An 18920-nucleotide genomic window follows, 5' to 3' on the forward strand; every position below is an offset into this window, starting at 1 on the left:
CCCCAGAACAGTGAAAAAGGTGTGGGCTAGAAGCAAACGACTGCTTTTATTGATCAACCTTCCTGAAGAACTCTACCATTTCGTTAAATGATTGCTGCGCTGAGTGTACGTGATATCGGGTAGAGTAGGGGTCACTGAATCCGTGCTGTCCGTTGAATTTATGTACCCGGATATTATAGTTGTCTAAAGTTGAAATGAGCTCATCCACATTAAATGATTTTTCTTCCTGTGGGAAAAAAAGCAGTGTTGGACAATGTGGAGTTATTTCCAAATAATTTCGAATACGAGAGCCATAGTATCCTACGATTCCATCAGCATATTTTTCTTTGCTACACAACCAGGCAATCGTTGCCCCGATGCTAAATCCGACGATAAATATCTTTTTATAGCGAGCTCGAATACTTAATAATACACTTTCGATATGATAGGAAGCGCGTTCAAACCCTACATTCCCCATAAAATGGGCATAAGCAGCCTCCTCTTGCGAATAGTCAAAAGGCGTTTCTTTGCCTATTAAATTTGGACAAATGACGTCATAACCCTGACCCGATAATAAACTACAAAAATTTTGTATATGCTGGTTAATCCCATAAATCTCATGCAGCACGACAATTAGGGTGTCCGATTTTTTATCTATGCTTATCATGTTGCTCCCCCAAACAGGTTTGAATATGGTAAAACAAATCCTCATGGATACATATATTTATACTTAGCCGTACTTCTAAGGATAACCGGTTGAACAGTTCAATGGATACAACCAGTGCTGCTCGAATATACGCTCCTCGAGCACTTGGTAAGCATTATTCATACTTTCCAGCCTCCCTTTTTTAGAAAATACTATATCCAATTTGATCATTTCGCTATATATTTTTGGTTAAAATTCAGAGAAATGCTTCTCATATACATACTCATCAAGTCAGTTTCTGCATCCTCATCCTATGATATAATTCCTTCAATCTCATCGTATGGAAGGATGGTGCAGATGTCGGAACAGCAAGTATACGTCCGATTCCCAGAAGAGGTGGACGTCACAGAATTGACAGCGATGTACAGACGCAATCGCGAGTTCTTTGATAAGTTTTCGCCAAACCACCAAGAAGAGCACTATACGGAGGAGCACCAGCTCCAAACGATTATTAAGAGTAAGGCTGACATGGTGGAGGATCGGAAATATTCCTTCGTGGTATGCCACAAGGAGGACGACCGGATTATAGGCAGCATAGGCCTATCGTTTGTGGTGAGGGGACCCCTTCAGAGCTGTATGATCGGATACAGCCTAGACCAAGCTTATAACGGCAAGGGTTATATGACAGAGGCGGTGAAGCAGGTGGTTCGCTACGCTTTCGATGAACTAAAGTTTCATCGGATTGTCGGAGAAGCCTCCCCTCGGAATCCAGGATCCATCCGTGTGCTTGAGAAGGCTGGCTTTCACAAAGAAGGCATTTCTCGAAGCAACGTAAAAATTAATGGAAAATGGGAGGACCATCAGGTTCTGGCGATTATAAATCCATCAGAGGATATCTAAGTTTAGTGAACGCTAGTAGAGCCGAGAGGTGTAGTAAATACCGGAGGATCGGAGTCAGAATTAACGGCAGCCAATAATATTGGACAACCTAACAGAATACGTTAGTTGAATAACAACAGCGGCAGTCTAAGACTTTATTTTTAAGTCTTGGTCCGCCGCTGTTTGATTTTTTTGCTCAATCTAAAACTTTATTTCCAATGCACATTTCACAGAAACTGTATTCGTTTTGCAGGGGAATCTCAGTGCATGATTTCATTTTTATTCACCTTAACACCGGATAAGGACTGATCAAACATATCGAGAATAAAAAGGAAACGCTCAGCCTCACGAAATACATGATCAGCTAATAAAGGATGGATAATGCTTTTTATTCGACACTCGTCGATCAAATCACGTGCTGTTTTCTTAAAATCTCGCAAGGACTTCACAGAGATACGGTTTTCATCCACAAATTGACTCAGAAGTGGAACCGTCTGTGACTGTGGGCGCATATAACTTAAATCAATCGCTTGAAACATCAGTGTATCAAAATCATTACTAAACTCCCTAGCTTGTTCAACCAGTTTACGTTCGGAGGGATCCAGCAGATGGCCTATGAATTTTGCGTGATCGGCCATAATCTTTAAGAAAAATACATTTTCGTCAATAATAGCATCAGGTAAGGGTTCAAGCGTTCCTGAATTGAGTTCCCCTAAACGATTTCTGAAGTAATTTGCTTCCCGGCTTACGTGATCTACCAGTAAGGGAAAATTGGTTTGCCCAGGAAGTTTGCATTGTAATATAAGGCCCAATACCATTCTCTTAAATGCCCAAATATTCGTCGCCGCATTCTGAACTTCCGTATTAAACTCTCTAATTGTATAAGGATCTGTGTCAGTCTTAAATTCATACGATCTTTTCTCAATATCCTCGAAAATGGCGTAAAACCGATTGGCTTCTGTTTTAAGCTGAGTATCTTCTGCTCTAAAACCTAACCCCAGAAAAAAGGAATGCTCCTTCATGATCCTCGACCAAAACCGTATTTCATCTAATGAACGCGCCACGAATGCATCCAATCATATCCCTCCTCTATGTGAGCCAAAAAGCACCTACTTAGTCATATGGGATATGCCAGGTCATTATGATTATCAAAGTTCCACGTCTTATACAAATCTAATTTAGAAAATTGAGCCGGAGTTATTAGATCATTCAGGGTTTTCTCCTGCTATCAGGTCTACCCGAAACTCAAGCTGGTTTCTTATAAAAATTTTACCTGCTATCTTGACTGATTCTGGCTTAATCTCCTCTACTATTCCCCCATAGTCCTCAAATGTCACGCGTAATTCCTCATCAACGGATACCACATATACATGCGCCTGGACCAAAGCAGCTCCAAACAACTCCATGTCTGTCTTCAATATTTTTATATGTACGTTTCACAACGATCACCTCAACTCTTTTCATTCAGTAAATTATAAATAGATTCCTTCTGCAACAAATATTTCTGCGTATGTTACTTATGTTCCTCCGAAACAAATTAATTTCCACAATTATACTCATATTTGAATATATATCATTTAATGTTTGGACAATTATCCCAATCCAGTTCTATAATTCACTTGTTATTACATAAATTTAGGAGGAAGTCATGAAAAATATCATATTTAAAAAACTAGGAACAATAATGTTAGCCCTTCTCATTGGAGCTTCGATATTCTCATTGTTCCCCACCGTTACAAAAGCTGAGACTACAAATGTGACTTGGACGAATGGATCTTTAGCAACTTCTCTTGGGAATGTAGGGCAAAGCGACAAAGCAACAGTGGGAAAAACAAAAGGAAAATGGTATTGGGAAGTAAAGGTTAACTACAGTATTTCATTAGTAGGAATAACAGGTGAATCTGGACCGAAATATCAAGCATACTACGGTTATAGCGGCCAAATTATAAATAACATTACATCAGACGTACGAACAGCTTATGGTCCTACATTTGCTAAAGATGATGTTATCGGTGTTGCACTTGATCTAGATAATGACAAGATTTTTTGGTATAAGAATGGTGTTTCCCTGGGAGCAAACACTGTTAAACCATCTGAACTAGAAGGGTCGCAGATTTTCCCGATGGTCATGAATGGAACATCTGGAATAATGACTTACGAAGCTAATTTTGGAGCAAGTGATTTTAAATATCCAGTTCCTGAAGGATTTTTGCCTTACCAAGAATCCGGTACATCTACAACACCTGATCCATCAACAAAACCCGACCCATCTACAAATCCTGATTCGTCTACAACGCCTGGTTCATCAACAACACCTGATCCGTCGGATACAGATGGTTCCTCACCAACTGGTGACCGCGCCATTCTGACTGTAACGATGGACAATGGATTTGATAAAGAATTCGATCTCAGTAAGAAAGAATTGAATGCCTTCATCGCTTGGTATGACGCTAAAGATGCCGGCAGAGGTGCTTCATTCTTTGCCATCGATAAACATAATAATAACAAAGGTCCTTTCAGCAATCGCAAAGACTATGTAATCTTCAACAAAATTCTCACATTTGAAGTAAGTGAGTATTCAACCAAATAAACATTATGAAGGACTTCATATCGGCTAATACGCTAATGAAGTCCTTTTTTTATATACTTTTTAGGCAAAAAGTTTGCCACCGCTTAATTCAAAAAAAAAGCGCAGCTTCCAAAAAGCATGGAGGCTGCGCTTATATTTAACTAAACTGCTCTTGAATGAGTGCAAAAAATCAAACTACACTTGGCTTCCAACTTGGTTTGGATTAATATCCATATTTTTAGTGTACACCTTGTTATTAATGAGACTGATGATACTGTTAACAATAATTGAAGTAAGTACCGTTAACAATGTTAACCACAACAAGATCAAGATAGATACCTTGGGGAAGAAAACAATACTCTGAAAATAATAATAACAAAAAAAGGTGTGGGTTAACCAAATATTCATTGAATTTTTACCCAGGTAAGCGAAAGGTCTGGTTAGTTTTAATTTATTCATTAAATGAATACTAACGAGGATAACTACAGGGGCTATGATCATATCAATCGTTGTCTTCTCAAACCATTGACTCGTAGTACGAAAACGGAATAATAGCACAAGAACAACAATATCAAATAGTATATTATTGAAAATAATAGAATTATAAATCTTATTCATCCATGAGTACAATTTATATTTCGCAAAGAACAGCCCTATCATAAACGGCAACTGCCAATACATAATGCTGTAATAGTTTCCTTGTGAATATGAATTATAAAAAACTAGGCCAGCAATTAGAAGGGTTACCAATGTGTTACGTTGGAAGGCTTGGAAGGTGACCGGAAAAATCAATAGCAGCAGAATATAATCATATAAAAACCACCACTCACCATTATATGAACTGGATAGCGCTATAAAATTTCGCAAAAAGTCCATTATTGAATTATGTTGAAATCTATCGGAAGTTCCAAAGAAGTACAAACCCACCGGAATAAAAAGTAAAAAAACAACCCAGTAGTTTATCATAATTTTGCTTAATCTTGTAAAGCTTTTCTGCATTAAATGCTGTGGATTTTGAACATTGCTCTTATATAAACCATAACCACTTAAAAATAAAAAAATAGAAATAGCGATCTGGCCAAAATGCCCTAAATAGAACTCTCCTCTTTCATGAAATAAACTAAATAATGAAACATAGTCGTACTTTAATCTGTCAGGAAAAGCAAAAAGATGATGAATCAAAAGTAGTATTACAGCAATCCCTTTCGCAATATTTGTTTCTACAAGCTTTAATTCCTTGTCATGGTGCACAGAATATCCTCATTTCTAGTTGTAATGGAATAGAGATATATTAGCACAAACAAATAATATAAAATATTTATTTTTTTGAGCACCATATCACATCCCATTTTTATACAAAAAAAGGAGGAGTATAAAAAACAAAAAAAAGCTTTCCATAGCCACCCTTGGGGTGATTATAAAAAGCTAATCTGCTTTGCAGCGTCTATAGCGCTCGCTTAAAATTTTTCAGGGAACTGTTTGACAATGCCTTCTGTCAGGATGTCCGCTAGGTAAATCATATGGATCTCATTTTTATCGGTTGCTGCAATATCTGCTTTCCAATCTCCTTTGAGACAGTTAAGAACTATTTCCGTAATCAACTGAAGGTGCGTATACAGCATATCTTGTAGTGTTTTGAACTGCCAGTTCGGATTCGCTTCACTTAAAAATTTGGCAATATCGTCGGCGTTTGCATGCCAATCCGCATCTAGCTTTTTCATATCCGCCTGATTGCCCGCTTTGGCAGCGGCTACAATTTTTCCTGCGATCAGAATATGCTCTCTCAGAAGGTCAGCCAGCTTATTACCGGCAGCTTCCCCATAATAAGGCTTGATCACATTGCCTATATCCTGCTGGTTCCGTAAAAGCCGGTCCAATACGTCCTTTTGGTCTGGACGATTAGATATGGCGCTGACAATATAGCTTCTCGTCCATATCGTATGGTCGATCCATACCTTCTGCATATCTCCTTTCAATTGCACCATTTTGGGACTTAGGCAAGTGGAGCCCTTTTCCTCACCTGCCTTCGCTTGCGCGACAACTAGTGGATTCATGCTAAAAACGAGCGCCAAGGTTAACGACAATGCCAGTAACCATTTATTTTTCATATTCATCTGCTCCTCTTACGTTTGGAATAAACAGGCTGTCTTATTATGGTTGAAGTATACGATTCTATGCGCAGGAATATTTATAGCTTTCAGCCGTTACCATCTAACATGCTGTTCACCCTTGTAACGATCTTACAAAAACATGATTTCGTATTTCAACACACAGAAAAGGCCTGCCGGCGCTTATCCAGCAGAGCCCATGATTCCATGGTCCAAGTAAAAGAAGCAATGCTGATGAACAAGCTACGTCCTGAAGTAGCCGTATACTCGTTTCGATGCTAGATCCTTTTGGAGAATAGGCCATGCCGATGGGCATGAACTATTTTGCCCGGTGGACCGTCAGGTTGACCCGATTCGTCTCACACATAAATGTGGAGAGATGAACAGGCTCATCGTTTGCGTCAAAAGCAATTTTCAATATCCGGAACAAGTTCGCCCCAATATCACATTCAAGCAATTTCGCATAATCTTTGGTCGCACCGATTACATCAATGATCTTATCATTGCTCACGATTTCGGTGTTATAATCCTCCGACAGAATCTTGTAAGTCGATTCTTTCATTGCTATCTTCTTTTCCAAATCTGGAAACCGGGTGAGTGAATAATGGGCTATATCATAGAAAAGCGGGCGGTCATCTACATACATCAACCGTTCAAGCTCCAACACAGGGCTGCCTTCTTCAATAAGAAGATGTCCGGCCACCTCTCCAGACGCCGGGATTACTTCGCTTCTTAATATCCGTGAGTTTGGAATCATGCCCAGCTGGTGGCTGAACTCTGAGAAACCGCTTACTGATAACAGTTCATTATGAAATTTGTTGGAGGCCACAAAGGTGCCTCTACGAGGAATTCGCGTCAGGGTTCCTTCCCGCACAAGCTCCTCAATCGCTTTCCGTATGGTGATTCGGCTTACACTATAAGTATCACAGAGCTCTGCTTCCGTTGGAATCTGTTCATCCGGTTTGTATCGTCCGTCCTGGATATCGTTCTTCAACATTTGCCTGATCTGCATATACAGCGGCTGGGGGGTTGAAGGATTCAAATTCATGGTAAATTCATCCTTATCCATCAATGATTATAATAAGTATTATACATTGATGATCATCTCCAGTCACCATGCACCGAAATAACCTATCGTCTTCCCAGCTGTGATTGCCCCAAGCTCCAGGCAGCTCTCGACTGAAAACCCTTTCAATCGACCGTAAATGAACCCGGCAATGAAGGAATCCCCAGCTCCCATCGTATCCACAACGTTCACCTTACCCACGCCGTGCGGAAAGAATTGTTCCCCGTCGTAAGCAAGCGAGCCGTTCTCTCCCAAGGTAGCCACAGCAATCTGCGCTCCTCTTTGCTTGACCTCTACCAAAAGTTGGCGGATATAGTCATCATCCTGAGTGTACGAAAAGAATGGATAGTCTACATATGGCGTTAACGTCTGTACCCGATCATCCTGCAACTGGTCCGAGAAATCAAAGGAAGTGATCAGGCCCTTTTCCTTAAAGAGAGGAAAGTACGGATCCGCACGACCCCATATCCCCGAGTGGACAAGCTGATAATGGCCAGCAAAATCGAGCTCTTCTGCTGTAAGGAAAAATTGTGCCATAACTCCCTCGTCGTAATCGCCGAACCTCCGGTCATTCTCCATCATCTCTACATGGGTTACCGCTGTTTTTCCGTCCTTTTTTGAAATCCGGGAAGTATCCACGCCCTTGTCCTGAATAGCCTGGATCATGATCTCCCCATAAATGTCGGTGCCCACCCAGCCCAGATAGGCCGTCTTTGCACCCATTTCAGTTAAATAGACGGCAACATTCACCGGATTGCCTCCAGGATAGGCTTTGCCACTTGCTTGATAGACATCCATGCAATTATCCCCGATTGTAATGATTCTCATCTTGCTCCCACCTTCCCTGCTATTAAAGAATGAGCACTACAAAGTAGTGCTCAAATCAAATGCATCAATATAGAATGAACTAAAGACTGTGTATCTTAATATTCCATTTGGCGATAGTATCTTCTAAGTGTTAACGGATGATTTCGCTCACGCTCCAGGTAGGCGCTGATACGGCTTAGTACAGACCAATTGATACTTACAGCAAAATGCTTTCTGAACTCCTCGCTAATGCCTTCCATGGCAAAGTCTTTGGTGTCAATAATCGTCAGTTTCTTCGTAATCTTCTCGGCGAATCTCTCCACTCGGTCCATCAGAGGTCTGGTCTCATCTTCGCCTTTCAACAAAATAACACTGGTATCTTCAACCACAAGCTCAAGCGTGCCATGGAAGAATTCCGCCGCATGAATCGACTTGGCATGAATCCACTGCATTTCTTCCAGGATACACATGGCGTAGGAGTAAGTATTCCCCCACAGGTTGCCAGAGCCAACCATCATATGATAGTCAGTATCTTTATGTTCTTTTGCAAAAGCTTCCGCTTTAGGGTCAAAGGTCTTGACTGCGTCCAGAATCGCACGCGGCAATAAGGCAACTTCCTTCGTGAACTGCTCATATTGAGGGAACTCATTGTTGTTATACATGAACCGGAACACAACCATGTACAGGAGCATGAAGAATGTATCGAAGGAATGTTTCTCCGAGCCAGTAGTGATGCAGTGATCTACAATTTTGGTTAACGGAGTATCCCTTTCCGCCACAAGTGCAATCGTAGTCGCTCCCCGTTCCTTACAGAACTCGGCTGCCGCAACGGTCTCCTGCGTGGTTCCCGACACAGATGTAAAAATACATACGGAATCCTTACTGAAATGTCTGTTGTTCATCACCATAAACTCAGCGGCAATCGCCGCATGCACATCAATGGTCGAGTTTGATTTCAGAATATACTCATAAGGATACATCATCGCAATTGTGCCACCCGCACCAATCAGAAAAATATTGCTGTACCCTTTCTTGGCAATCCCGTCTACAATCTCTTCAATTTGTCCTCTAAAGGCCAGGCCCTCTTGCTCCACAAGCTTAAGGAATAACTGTTCGTCAAAATTCAACATTTACGTTCCCTCCCTAATACTGGAGCGGTCCCTCTCCAATATCATCCAATTTTATTTGTTATATAGAGTAGTATAACCAGACAATACAATTAAAACAACTCTTTTTGTAAAAGCTGAAGGAAATCAGTAAGTTAGAGTTCGCTCCCTTCATTTCATCCGGGCTAAATGACTATATTACTGCTGTCATGACTGCTTTTAGATCCATACTTCTTCTCCCAGTAGTAATACACAGGCAGCCCGGTTGCGATGACTATCGCCGCGGCAATCATGCCCTGCACTGGAGCCCACGTAAAGGTTCCCCAAGCCAGCCATCCTGCCCCAAGAATAGCCAGAATAGTGGTTACTCTCCACATTGGCATGCGGTAAATCGGGTTATAATCCTCTCTCTTACGGCATTTATAGACTGCGGCAAAATCCAGAATGTTAATGACCAGCTGAATCAGCGTGAAATAACCAAGCAGTTCAGTTAAATTGCTGAAGAACACAAGAATACAGGCCAACGTAACCTGGGCAATAATCGAGAAGCTTGGTGTTTCGAATTTAGGATGAACTTTTGCAAAACGCTGAAAGAACAGCCCATCCTTCGCCATGGCATACTCCAGGCGAGGCTGAAACATAATGCAAGAGCTCAAGGAACCCAGAATAACAATAATCGCGGTAACGGCTATAAAGGATGAGGCCATGCCGGATAATCCGGGAATATACTTGACGGCGTCGGACACAGCGGAGCTGGAACCCATCAGTTTATCGAACGGCATTAGGCCGGTGACACATACCGCAAGCAGCGTATATAGACCCAATACAATCAGTACCGAACTAATTAATGCCCGAGGGAGAACTTTCCCTGGATTTTTGAATTCTCCAGCCATAAAACAAATGGCGGCCATTCCCGTGTAAGCCCACGTCGTGGCAGATACGCCACCGATTAAGCTTGAATTTGTCGCTCCTGCGGCGGGTGTGTAAGCAAAGTTGTTAAAGTTCATGTACATGAGGCCCAGCACAATGACAATCAGGAAAGGGATGATTTTGATAGCCGTAATAATGACTTGAAAACTACCGCCTGCCTTGACACTTCGATAATGGATGGACGTGATGATCAGAATGATCGCTACTCCTAGCAGTTTACCGGCAATTCCAACGAAGAAAGGGAAGAAACTCGCCAGGTATGCAACAATGGCCAGAGCCATGATCGAAATGGACGGAGGATCGAGGGCCCAAAAGGTTGCCCATCCGTATAGAAAGGCCAAGGGCCTCCATCCTGCTTTATTCAGGTACACGTAACCGCTTCCATTTTGCGGGTAGGCAGTCGCCAACTCGGCCAGCACCATGACCTGCGGAATCGCAATAACTCCACCAATAATCCAGGCTAGAATTGAGATCGAGGGCATACCCGCAGCTTTTGCGACATCACCGGAAGAGACAAAGATTCCGGAACCTATCGTAGTTCCAACAGCGATGGCTAGGGCCGACCAAAAGCCCAGTTTTCGTGTAAGTGAGCTATTACTCATAACGAGTTCCTCCAAATCAAGGTGATAAGAATTGCATTCCCCTTATTTTCCTGACCGATTCCCTAAGTGCTTCCTGCGGATTCTGATAATAATTGAACCCCATAATCTCTAGTGTACAAGCTCCCTCGTAATTATGGCTCTGAAGACTTGTTAGATATTCCCGCCAATTCAGCACCCCATCATCGAGAGCCAGATGCGCATCAGACGAGCCGTCACCGTCGATCAGATGAAAATGAACCATCTCCGGGAGTAAGGAGAAATAATCTTCGGGTGTCTCGTTAGCGAGTTGCATCGCTACGGTGTCGATCATCCCTTTTAATGACGGGGAACGGATCTCCTCCAACATCCTCTTGATTCCCTTAGCATCGATAATTAGATTCGATTCGAATCGGGTCAGAGGCTCCAACGCTAAAGTCACTCCTTCCTTCTCAGCCACCCTGGATATCTGATAGATGGAGTCGCTCGCATATTTCCATGATTCCAATTGCGGTACAGCGAAGTCTCCTATTCCTGAAGTCACAAGCATCATATCGGTCTCCAGCTCCAGCGCCGCGTACAGATTATCTATGAAGTAATCGATGCTCTTCTGCCGTAGCTGGAGGTCAGAAGCGGCAATATTGAAGGGATAGACACACTGTTCCGGCGTATAACAGACGACCTTCATGTCTCGGGATTTCAGCTGCTGCCTCACGTGCCTCAAGTTGCCAAGAACATTCCGGTAGACGTACAAATGAGGCTCGCCCGCCCACAGCTCGATGTGCTCGATCCCGAGCCCAGTCACTTGATCCAGGAAGTGCTCGAAAGGAAAATGCCTATACGTAATATTCATTCCCGCAATCTTCATTTGCTTCACCCCCTCTCATGTAAGCGCTTTTAATTGTTATGTCTTGTATTATAACTAGGAGTTACAAAGATTTCAATGTCTTTTTGAAAATAAATTAAAAAGTCATGCAGCCGGTTTTTATGTGGGTTGCTCAGCTCATAGGAGCAAAAAAGGCAAGCCTCAACGAGTACATTTGCTCGTTTGGCCTGCTTTTTTTGTCCTGTCCAGGGATTAAGTGCTCTTGTAATCGCGCCCACATTACTTTCGCTGAAGCACTGGCTTACTTATCATACCCCTTATACCTTACACTTGAGATGTGGGGCGAATTACGATCTCATTCACATCAACGTCAACCGGCTGCTCAATCGCGTACGCAATGGCACGGGCAATCGCCTCCGGTGGCAACGCGAACTGGTCACGAGACTCTTCGAGCCGGGCCCTCACCTCCAGATTCGTCACACCTTCAGCGAAATTCGTCCGAACCAAACCGGGTGAAATGATCGTTACCCGCACCTTATCACCGGCTTCCTGTCGCAAACCCTCAGAGATGGCGCGGACAGCGAATTTCGTGGCAGAATAAACAGACTGGTGCGGTACAGTTTTATGTCCTGCTGTAGAAGCAATGTTGACGAAATGTCCGGAACCCAGCTTGCGAAAGACAGGCAGTGCTGCGGCGATGCCGTACAGAACACCTTTAATGTTGACGTCGATCATGTCCTCCCAATCCTCAACACGCAAGTCGTCAAGGGGAGAAATCGGCATCACGCCGGCATTATTCACGAGAACGTCAATCGTGCCGAATCGCTCACATGCCAAATGGATGAGCTTGGTTACGTCCTCCCGCCGTCTGACGTCTGTGCTAGCATACACGACTTCACCGCCAACCTCCGCGATGCGGTCCGCAAGAGCTTCAAGGCGCTCAGGTCGCCGTGCCCCAAGTACGACTTTTGCCCCATGCTCAGCCAGTAAAAGTGTAGTTGCTTCACCAATCCCACTGCTTGCACCCGTAATGACAACAACTTTATCTTTGATTCCGGACAGGGTTGCATTCTGGATTAATCTCATTTCCGAATCCTTCTTTCATCTGGAAATTTGTCTTTCGCCTTGAATTATAAGAAATATCAAAATAAAGCAGATAGACGATTCATACGCGTTCCTTGCCTATTCCTGTCCGGTTTGAGTTACAATATTCATATCAGATTAAATGAAAAAGGATTGGTGAATAAGTTTGAACCAACTCATTACGGAGTTAGCTAAGCAAATAGCACGGCATACGCCTAAGGATGGTTTACACCAAACAGCGATTCCAGAGCTTTGTTTCAGGCGCGCATCCGCGGAGTCGAAACCGACACATACCCTCAACATGCCCTCTCTTTACATAATTGCCCAAGGCTCTAAAACCGTCACGTTTGTTGGGGAAAGCCTCATGTGCGATTCGTCCAGTTATATGGTTGCATCCGTACATCTACCAGTGATTGGGAAAATCACTCATGCTTCTCCACAGTTGCCGTACCTAAGTTTACAATTAACACTTAGCCCTGATGTCATTATAGATATATGCACGAAATCTAGTTTGCAGAAAAAGGGAGACACGGGAAGGGGCATTCTGGTTAATCGGTCCACTTCCTTTCTGTTAGATGCGATTTTACGCCTCGTCAATCTTTTAGATTCACCCACGGATATCGAGATACTAGCTCCACTCTACATCCGGGAGATATTTTATCGTGTGCTGGAGGGAGAGCAAGGAGCGTTACTCAGGCAGTTCGCCGTGATCGGAAGCTATGCACAAGGTATTTCAAATGCAATACATGTAATCAATCGTGACTATTCTGAACAGCTAGTCATTGAAGAGTTAGCAAAAAAAGTGAACATGAACCCAACAACCTTTCACAAGCACTTCAAAAGAGTAACGGGAATGAGCCCCCTTCAGTATCAAAAGATCATTCGATTGCAGAGCGCACGTCGACTGATGCTCACGGAAGGCTACGATGCTGCAACGGCAGGATTTCAGGTCGGTTACGAAAGCCCTTCTCAGTTCAACCGAGAATACGCTCGTTTATTCGGACGCCCACCGATGAGAGATATCAGTCATCTACGTGACATAGAACTACCATCCCAGCTAATTTAGAAGTTTACGAACGTCAGGCAGATAAGTTAGCTGATGATGATGTCTTTTATCTACCTTAAATAGAACGTAAATAGCCCATCGCCCTGTAAATTGGAAGTAAAGAAGCACTGCCAGTACACTGTTAAGCTAACGGGCATCTCCACAATAAACATAGCTGCAATGGATTGATATGCGACCATCTTTTGACAAGAACAGTACATATAAACTGTGGAATAGCAGCATATTACAGTTGACCGTTATCTAGAAGGGAACTGTATTGCTATGGTTGACAAGTTAAAAAAATGGCTATTTAAGCAGCCTTCACGATCTAATAGTGGCACGAGCCCTGAACCAGTTAATGACGAAAAATCGACTGAGCTATCCGAAAAGCTGAGTGTTACGCTTAAGGACAACATAACCCTGCTGAAGCAGAAAATAGGACATAGCACGGATTTCATTCTTCGTTGTTTGAACGATAAACAGGGCAATCCGGTTCTCGCTGTAGGTTTTCTTCAAGGACTGATTGATCAGCAAATTTTAACGACACTGCTGGAGGAACTTACTGCCGGTATTCGAAATGGAGATCTCTCTGATCGTAATGTTGAAAGTTGGTTGATGGATCGTATTCCTATTGGGGGCATCACTTGCCTTAAAAATGAGAAAGCACTTATCCATGCCGTTCTTTATGGACAGGTGGTTCTCCTTGTCGAAGGCAGCACCAAGGCCTTTGCTGCTTCTATGAGCGGGGGGGCTAAAAGAGCGGTTGAGGAGCCAACATCGCAGACAGTAATTCGCGGCCCTAAAGAGGGGTTTACAGAGGATATATCCACCAATATCGCACTCCTCCGGAGAAGGATCAAATCAACTGAACTCCACTTTGATTCTCGAATTATCGGATCATACACGCAGACGAAGGTATCGGTGGCATATATTCGAGGCATTGCAGATCCAGAGGTGGTTAAGGAAATCTCCAGACGATTAGATTCCATTAACACGGATAGTATTCTCGAAAGTGGATATATCGAGGAATTTATTCAAGATGGGGTATGGACACCCTTTCCAACCATATATAACACTGAGCGCCCGGATTCTGTAGCAGGCAGCTTGCTTGAAGGGTTAGTAGCGATATTAGTTGATGGGACTCCATTTGTACTGATTGCTCCCGTAACCTTTTTTCGGTTCATCGCATCGAGTGAAGACTACTACCAACGTTATGATCTGGCATCTTTTCTTCGAATCGTTCGAATGGCATCCTTTTTCTTAGCATTGCTATTACCCTCATTCTTTATTGCAACAACAACGTTTCACCAGGAAATGCTGCCTACAACAATGCTCATCACTTTGGCTGCACAGAGAGAGAATACACCATTGCCAGCCCTGCTTGAAGCAATGCTAATGGAGCTGACCTTTGAGGTTATTCGCGAAGCAGGAGTACGAATGCCGCGCGCCGTAGGGCCTGCAATCTCTATCGTTGGGGCATTGGTTCTTGGACAAGCTGCTGTACAGGCGGGATTGGTTTCTGCAGCTATGGTGATTGTGGTTTCATTCACAGCTATCTGCAACTTTGTACTCCCTGCGATCAATATGGCGGGGGCTGTTCGTTTGCTCAGGTTTGGACTCATGCTGTTAGCGGGTTTATTTGGATTATACGGCGTTTTGGCGGGATTGGTTCCCATCCTCGTTCGATTAGTATCTGTGAATTCGTTCGGCGTTCCTTATATGATGCCGCTCGCACCTTTCTATACCAGCAATATGAAAGACCTGTTTGTGCGTGTACCTTGGTGGAAGATGAAGAAACGGCCGAAAATGATTGGGGATGTCAATCCAGTAAGACAGGCAACGGAACAGGAATCATTTGCAGAACAAGCGGGGGAACACGGCCGAGATCCCATGGCGTAAGGAGGAATCGATATGTCTCAATTAGGCAGGTTTATTTGGGTCTTGGTCATATTATTCATTTTGCCGGGTTGCTGGAACCGAGTCGAACTGAATGAGCTGTGGGTAACTGCGGCTACAGGAGTAGATATGATGGACGACGGACAGTGGATGATGTCCTATCAGATTATTATTCCCTCCGCCCTTGCAAGTGGTACCGGAGGAGGAACGGGAGGGTCTTCTCAACCGGCATCCCATGTATTCTCAGTAAAGTCCAAAACCTATAACCAGGCGTTATCGTACAGCAATTTAAAAACATCAAGACGAATTTACGTAGCCCATAATCGTGTTGTATTTATCGGCAAAAGAGCGGCTGAGAAAGGAATGGACCGTTTAATCGATTTTTATCTTCGTAATACGGAAGCGAGGGAGATGGTCAATATGATTGTAACGGACGGATTAGCATCCGATCTAATAAAGAAATTATTGCCGCCTGATAAACTTCAAGGCGCCGCCATGGCTGAATTGGTCAACAAAGAGAGCGATATGTTATCGGTGTTTCCGAAAGTTAGGGTTTATGATTTCGTATTAAGCATGAACTCGGATTCCAAATCTATTGGAGTCCCTGTCGCCGAGATGATCGGAGACAGGGACTATCAGGATGAGAAGGAAGCAGAGAGTCTGGATATCTTCAAAAAAACCTCGGCCCCGCTCAAATTGGCATTGACTAAATTGGCGGTATTCCAAAAAGGAAAGCTCAAAGGGTTTCTCAACAAGGAAGAGAGTTTGGGTGTATCTTATCTGTCTCAAAAGATTAACAACACCGAAATTTCGTTCCCATGCAGCGAACAACCCGGTAGGGAAATGTACTCTTCCATACTAGTAAACTCTGCTAATGTAAAGCTTACACCCAGAAAAACCAGTTCTCATTACACAATGCAGGTTGGAGTGAAAATTAACGGGACTTTAAATGAAACTACATGCACTAAGGATATTTCCAAGACGAAGACCATACATGATCTGGAAGAAGAGATTGCAAAAGAAGTGACCAGTACGATAAATAAGGGCTGGGCTAAACTTCAGGAACTTGGTGTAGACGCAACTGGTTTTGCTGACCGGACTCACCGGAGGTTCCCAAGGGAGTGGGAGACGGTGAAAAAAGACTGGGATCAGGAATTCAAGAAGATAGAACTGGACATTCGAGTGGATGCACGGATTCAGCGTCCTGGCCTCCTACAGAAGCATATCGGAAGTCAAACCTAACCCATTTTGTATAAAGGGGCTTAAAAAGTATGAATAAAACCGTCACCAGGGTATCCGGGTTAGCTATCGCTTTTTCCTTGTTTCAGGTAGGCAGTACAACGTTATTCCTATTGGGAGCTACAGCCAAGCAGGATGCATGGCTAGCCATGCTGATCGGTGCACTTGCAGGCTTCGTCCTGCTAATCATGTATTTATACATGCATAAACTTGATCCACATATGGATTTGTACGAACTCCTATGCCATTATTGGGGAAAATGGATAGGTAGTCTGGGGGGGCTTCTGTTCATCGGTTACTTTGCTTATGAAGCTTCCAGGAGTGTCAGAGACATTGGTGAGCTCGGCGCATTGACATTACTGAACAGAACTCCTACCGAAGTTATTACGTTTATAGCGTTAATTGTCTGTGCTGATGTAGTGTGGTTTGGACCGAGGGTCTGGTTCCTTCTATGTCATATCTTCCTTCTTCTATTGGTTTTTGGTTATGGCATTTTATTATTGCTTACTCCTTTTACAGGACTCATTCACTTTGAATTTTTGTTTCCTATATTGGAGAATGGTCTAACTCCCGTAGTGAAGGCTGCCATTCCCGAGATCGTGTCTTTTCCCTTCGGGCAGACAGTTCTTTTTCTTGTGCTATTCAAAATCGTCACGGATAAAGGTAAATTAAAGCGGTCGATCATCATTGTTTACTGGCTCACTGCTGTGTTCCTTATCGTTATGAATGAACTATCAGTCCTGGTTCTAGGTCCAGAATGGGCGGCATCAAGCACCTATCCCTTATTTGAGGTTACACAACTAATTCAGCTACCAAAAATTGTTGAGAGAGCTGATGTCCTATTTTCGATGATTCTATTTATTGGAATCGGAGTCAAAACGGCGGGTTTTATGTTTGGTGCCGTCATAGGGCTTCAAACGATAACCCCCTTTAGATATAAGCCTGCGTTACTGTTGCTAAGCATCATCATATATGCTCTTACGTTTCTCTCCCCTAGGTTAACCGAATTTTTGTGGTTCGGTCTTCATGTAGCCTTGGTTCGAGTCTGGCCAATTTTTCAGATTGCACTGCCTGTCCTCCTTTTGCTGACCATGCTAATTCGGAAGAAGAAGAGAAGGGCTTATAGTTAGTACCTATTTTTTCTTTTGGTTAATAAGCAGGTAAATAACCATGTTATTGAAGCGCACCTCTTCGACTATTCATCTGATCTTTATGGTTAATTTGTCTTAACCTGCCAATTCAATTAATCATAACAGACAGCTTATTTTGTATACATTATTTGTAATGCAGCATTGCTTTTAATTACACATTAATTCATCACTTCTGAGAATCATAAATTTGTACAAGGGGTACTGTACAATACACTGTCCTTAGATTATTCAACAAAAATCCTCGCAGACCAGTTCAGGTTAGCGGGGATTTGCTTTGATTACGTTTAAGCTCCTCCAATGGAAACCTAGGCTGGATACTATGGTGGTAAAAGGCTTGATCTGGAACAGTTATAATAAACAACAAAAAGCTAGCCGCGATAATCAGCAGTACCGTTTTTTCAACATTAGTCATCCACACCTTTTTAATAAGACTACAAACCAGCTTTGGTTCAGGAACTGTATGATCACGAAAATGTGAAAATAGCCCCACCTTTAGTAGACTAAAGGTTAGAAAAATGGTAGAAGATTGTCCAAAATACACAAAAAAAGCGCAACCTCCAAAAAGCTTGGAAGCCGCGCTGTGCTTGAGTTTTATAAGATGCTGGTGAAGGGAATTGAACCCCCGGCCTACGCATTACGAGTGCGTTGAAATAGAGTTTTGATGGGTTCTACAAGGCCTCTATAGCCTGTCCAACAATAAATAGGGTTCCGTCAGGTATTACAGATATCCGTATTTCGGTAGAAGATTTGGTAGAAGAAAATAATTGAGGAAACAAGTACAAGGCAGATGCCTTAATGGTCTCAAGTCCCTCCGTCTCATCTCCAGATCCTTCATAGCAGCATCCTACGGTCGCCTGCTGAAAACTGTAGACTGAACCGCGACGTTAAGCTAACGGGCAGGATAGTTCAAATACGTGGTATCATGTGGTGAGTAATTAATGGAGCTCACTTCCATCTGTTAGGCTGTAAAAACAAACGCTTGTGCCGCCTCAATTATCACTTTTTGGTGACT

General features: G+C 43.0%; 17 protein-coding genes. 6 read left to right on the plus strand and 11 right to left on the minus strand.

Going from position 1 to position 18920, the window contains the following annotated elements:
* Positions 1 to 46 precede the first annotated feature (46 nt).
* A complete protein-coding gene (locus tag KSP24_RS20770; RefSeq protein ID WP_058830608.1) occupies positions 47 to 646 on the minus strand; it encodes a dienelactone hydrolase family protein in 600 nt (199 codons plus the stop codon).
* A gap of 336 nt (positions 647 to 982) precedes the next feature.
* On the opposite strand from KSP24_RS20770, the gene KSP24_RS20775 reads away from it, so the two are divergent.
* Positions 983 to 1525: a GNAT family N-acetyltransferase gene (locus KSP24_RS20775; RefSeq protein WP_025676229.1), complete on the plus strand. Its 543-nt coding sequence runs from the start codon at positions 983 to 985 to the stop codon at positions 1523 to 1525.
* Positions 1526 to 1764: 239 nt separating this feature from the next.
* Here KSP24_RS20775 and KSP24_RS20780 read toward each other — a convergent pair whose 3' ends face one another.
* Complete coding sequence (locus KSP24_RS20780) at positions 1765 to 2580, minus strand: DUF2935 domain-containing protein (RefSeq protein WP_025676230.1); 816 nt, start codon at positions 2578 to 2580, stop codon at positions 1765 to 1767.
* 129 nt (positions 2581 to 2709) lie between these two features.
* Positions 2710 to 2910, minus strand: a complete 201-nt coding sequence (locus KSP24_RS20785) for a hypothetical protein (protein ID WP_216976489.1) — start codon at positions 2908 to 2910, stop codon at positions 2710 to 2712.
* 242 nt (positions 2911 to 3152) lie between these two features.
* Between KSP24_RS20785 and KSP24_RS20790 the strand changes: the two genes are divergently transcribed.
* On the plus strand, positions 3153 to 4094 hold the full coding sequence (locus tag KSP24_RS20790) for an SPRY domain-containing protein (protein WP_216976491.1): 942 nt from the start codon (positions 3153 to 3155) through the stop codon (positions 4092 to 4094).
* A 174-nt stretch (positions 4095 to 4268) separates the two neighbouring features.
* On the opposite strand, the gene KSP24_RS20795 is transcribed toward KSP24_RS20790, so the two are convergent.
* From KSP24_RS20795 to KSP24_RS20830, 8 genes are all read right to left on the minus strand, one after another.
* On the minus strand, positions 4269 to 5324 hold the full coding sequence (locus tag KSP24_RS20795; RefSeq protein ID WP_216976493.1) for an acyltransferase family protein: 1056 nt from the start codon (positions 5322 to 5324) through the stop codon (positions 4269 to 4271).
* A gap of 206 nt (positions 5325 to 5530) precedes the next feature.
* Positions 5531 to 6181 (minus strand): glycosyltransferase, encoded by a 651-nt coding sequence (locus KSP24_RS20800; protein ID WP_216976495.1) that lies wholly within the window; start codon positions 6179 to 6181, stop codon positions 5531 to 5533.
* 319 nt (positions 6182 to 6500) lie between these two features.
* Entirely contained in the window at positions 6501 to 7229 is a 729-nt protein-coding gene (locus tag KSP24_RS20805; protein WP_025676235.1) for a GntR family transcriptional regulator, read from the minus strand.
* A 63-nt stretch (positions 7230 to 7292) separates the two neighbouring features.
* Positions 7293 to 8075, minus strand: a complete 783-nt coding sequence (gene frlD, locus KSP24_RS20810) for a fructoselysine 6-kinase (protein WP_216976497.1) — start codon at positions 8073 to 8075, stop codon at positions 7293 to 7295.
* 95 nt (positions 8076 to 8170) lie between these two features.
* Entirely contained in the window at positions 8171 to 9184 is a 1014-nt protein-coding gene (locus tag KSP24_RS20815; protein ID WP_019685995.1) for an SIS domain-containing protein, read from the minus strand.
* A gap of 161 nt (positions 9185 to 9345) precedes the next feature.
* Positions 9346 to 10692 carry an amino acid permease gene (locus KSP24_RS20820; protein ID WP_216976499.1) on the minus strand — a complete coding sequence of 449 codons (1347 nt, stop codon included), beginning with the start codon at positions 10690 to 10692 and terminating at the stop codon, positions 9346 to 9348.
* A 16-nt stretch (positions 10693 to 10708) separates the two neighbouring features.
* On the minus strand, positions 10709 to 11536 hold the full coding sequence (locus tag KSP24_RS20825) for a TIM barrel protein (protein WP_216976501.1): 828 nt from the start codon (positions 11534 to 11536) through the stop codon (positions 10709 to 10711).
* Positions 11537 to 11818: 282 nt separating this feature from the next.
* Positions 11819 to 12580: an SDR family oxidoreductase gene (locus KSP24_RS20830; RefSeq protein ID WP_216976503.1), complete on the minus strand. Its 762-nt coding sequence runs from the start codon at positions 12578 to 12580 to the stop codon at positions 11819 to 11821.
* Positions 12581 to 12743: 163 nt separating this feature from the next.
* Between KSP24_RS20830 and KSP24_RS20835 the strand changes: the two genes are divergently transcribed.
* From KSP24_RS20835 to KSP24_RS20850, 4 genes are all read left to right on the plus strand, one after another.
* Positions 12744 to 13643 (plus strand): AraC family transcriptional regulator, encoded by a 900-nt coding sequence (locus KSP24_RS20835; protein ID WP_216976505.1) that lies wholly within the window; start codon positions 12744 to 12746, stop codon positions 13641 to 13643.
* Positions 13644 to 13904: 261 nt separating this feature from the next.
* The gene (locus KSP24_RS20840) at positions 13905 to 15521 is read left to right on the plus strand and encodes a spore germination protein (protein WP_216976507.1); all 1617 of its coding nucleotides are present in this window, start codon (positions 13905 to 13907) and stop codon (positions 15519 to 15521) included.
* A gap of 12 nt (positions 15522 to 15533) precedes the next feature.
* Positions 15534 to 16760, plus strand: coding sequence for a Ger(x)C family spore germination protein (locus KSP24_RS20845; protein WP_216976509.1), 1227 nt, complete (start codon positions 15534 to 15536; stop codon positions 16758 to 16760).
* Between the two features lie 29 nt (positions 16761 to 16789).
* Positions 16790 to 17887 (plus strand): GerAB/ArcD/ProY family transporter, encoded by a 1098-nt coding sequence (locus KSP24_RS20850; RefSeq protein WP_216976511.1) that lies wholly within the window; start codon positions 16790 to 16792, stop codon positions 17885 to 17887.
* Positions 17888 to 18920 lie beyond the last annotated feature (1033 nt).

Origin of the sequence: Paenibacillus sp. AK121, from assembly GCF_019042715.1 — a bacterium.
GTDB classification, from domain to species: domain Bacteria; phylum Bacillota; class Bacilli; order Paenibacillales; family Paenibacillaceae; genus Paenibacillus; species Paenibacillus polymyxa_C.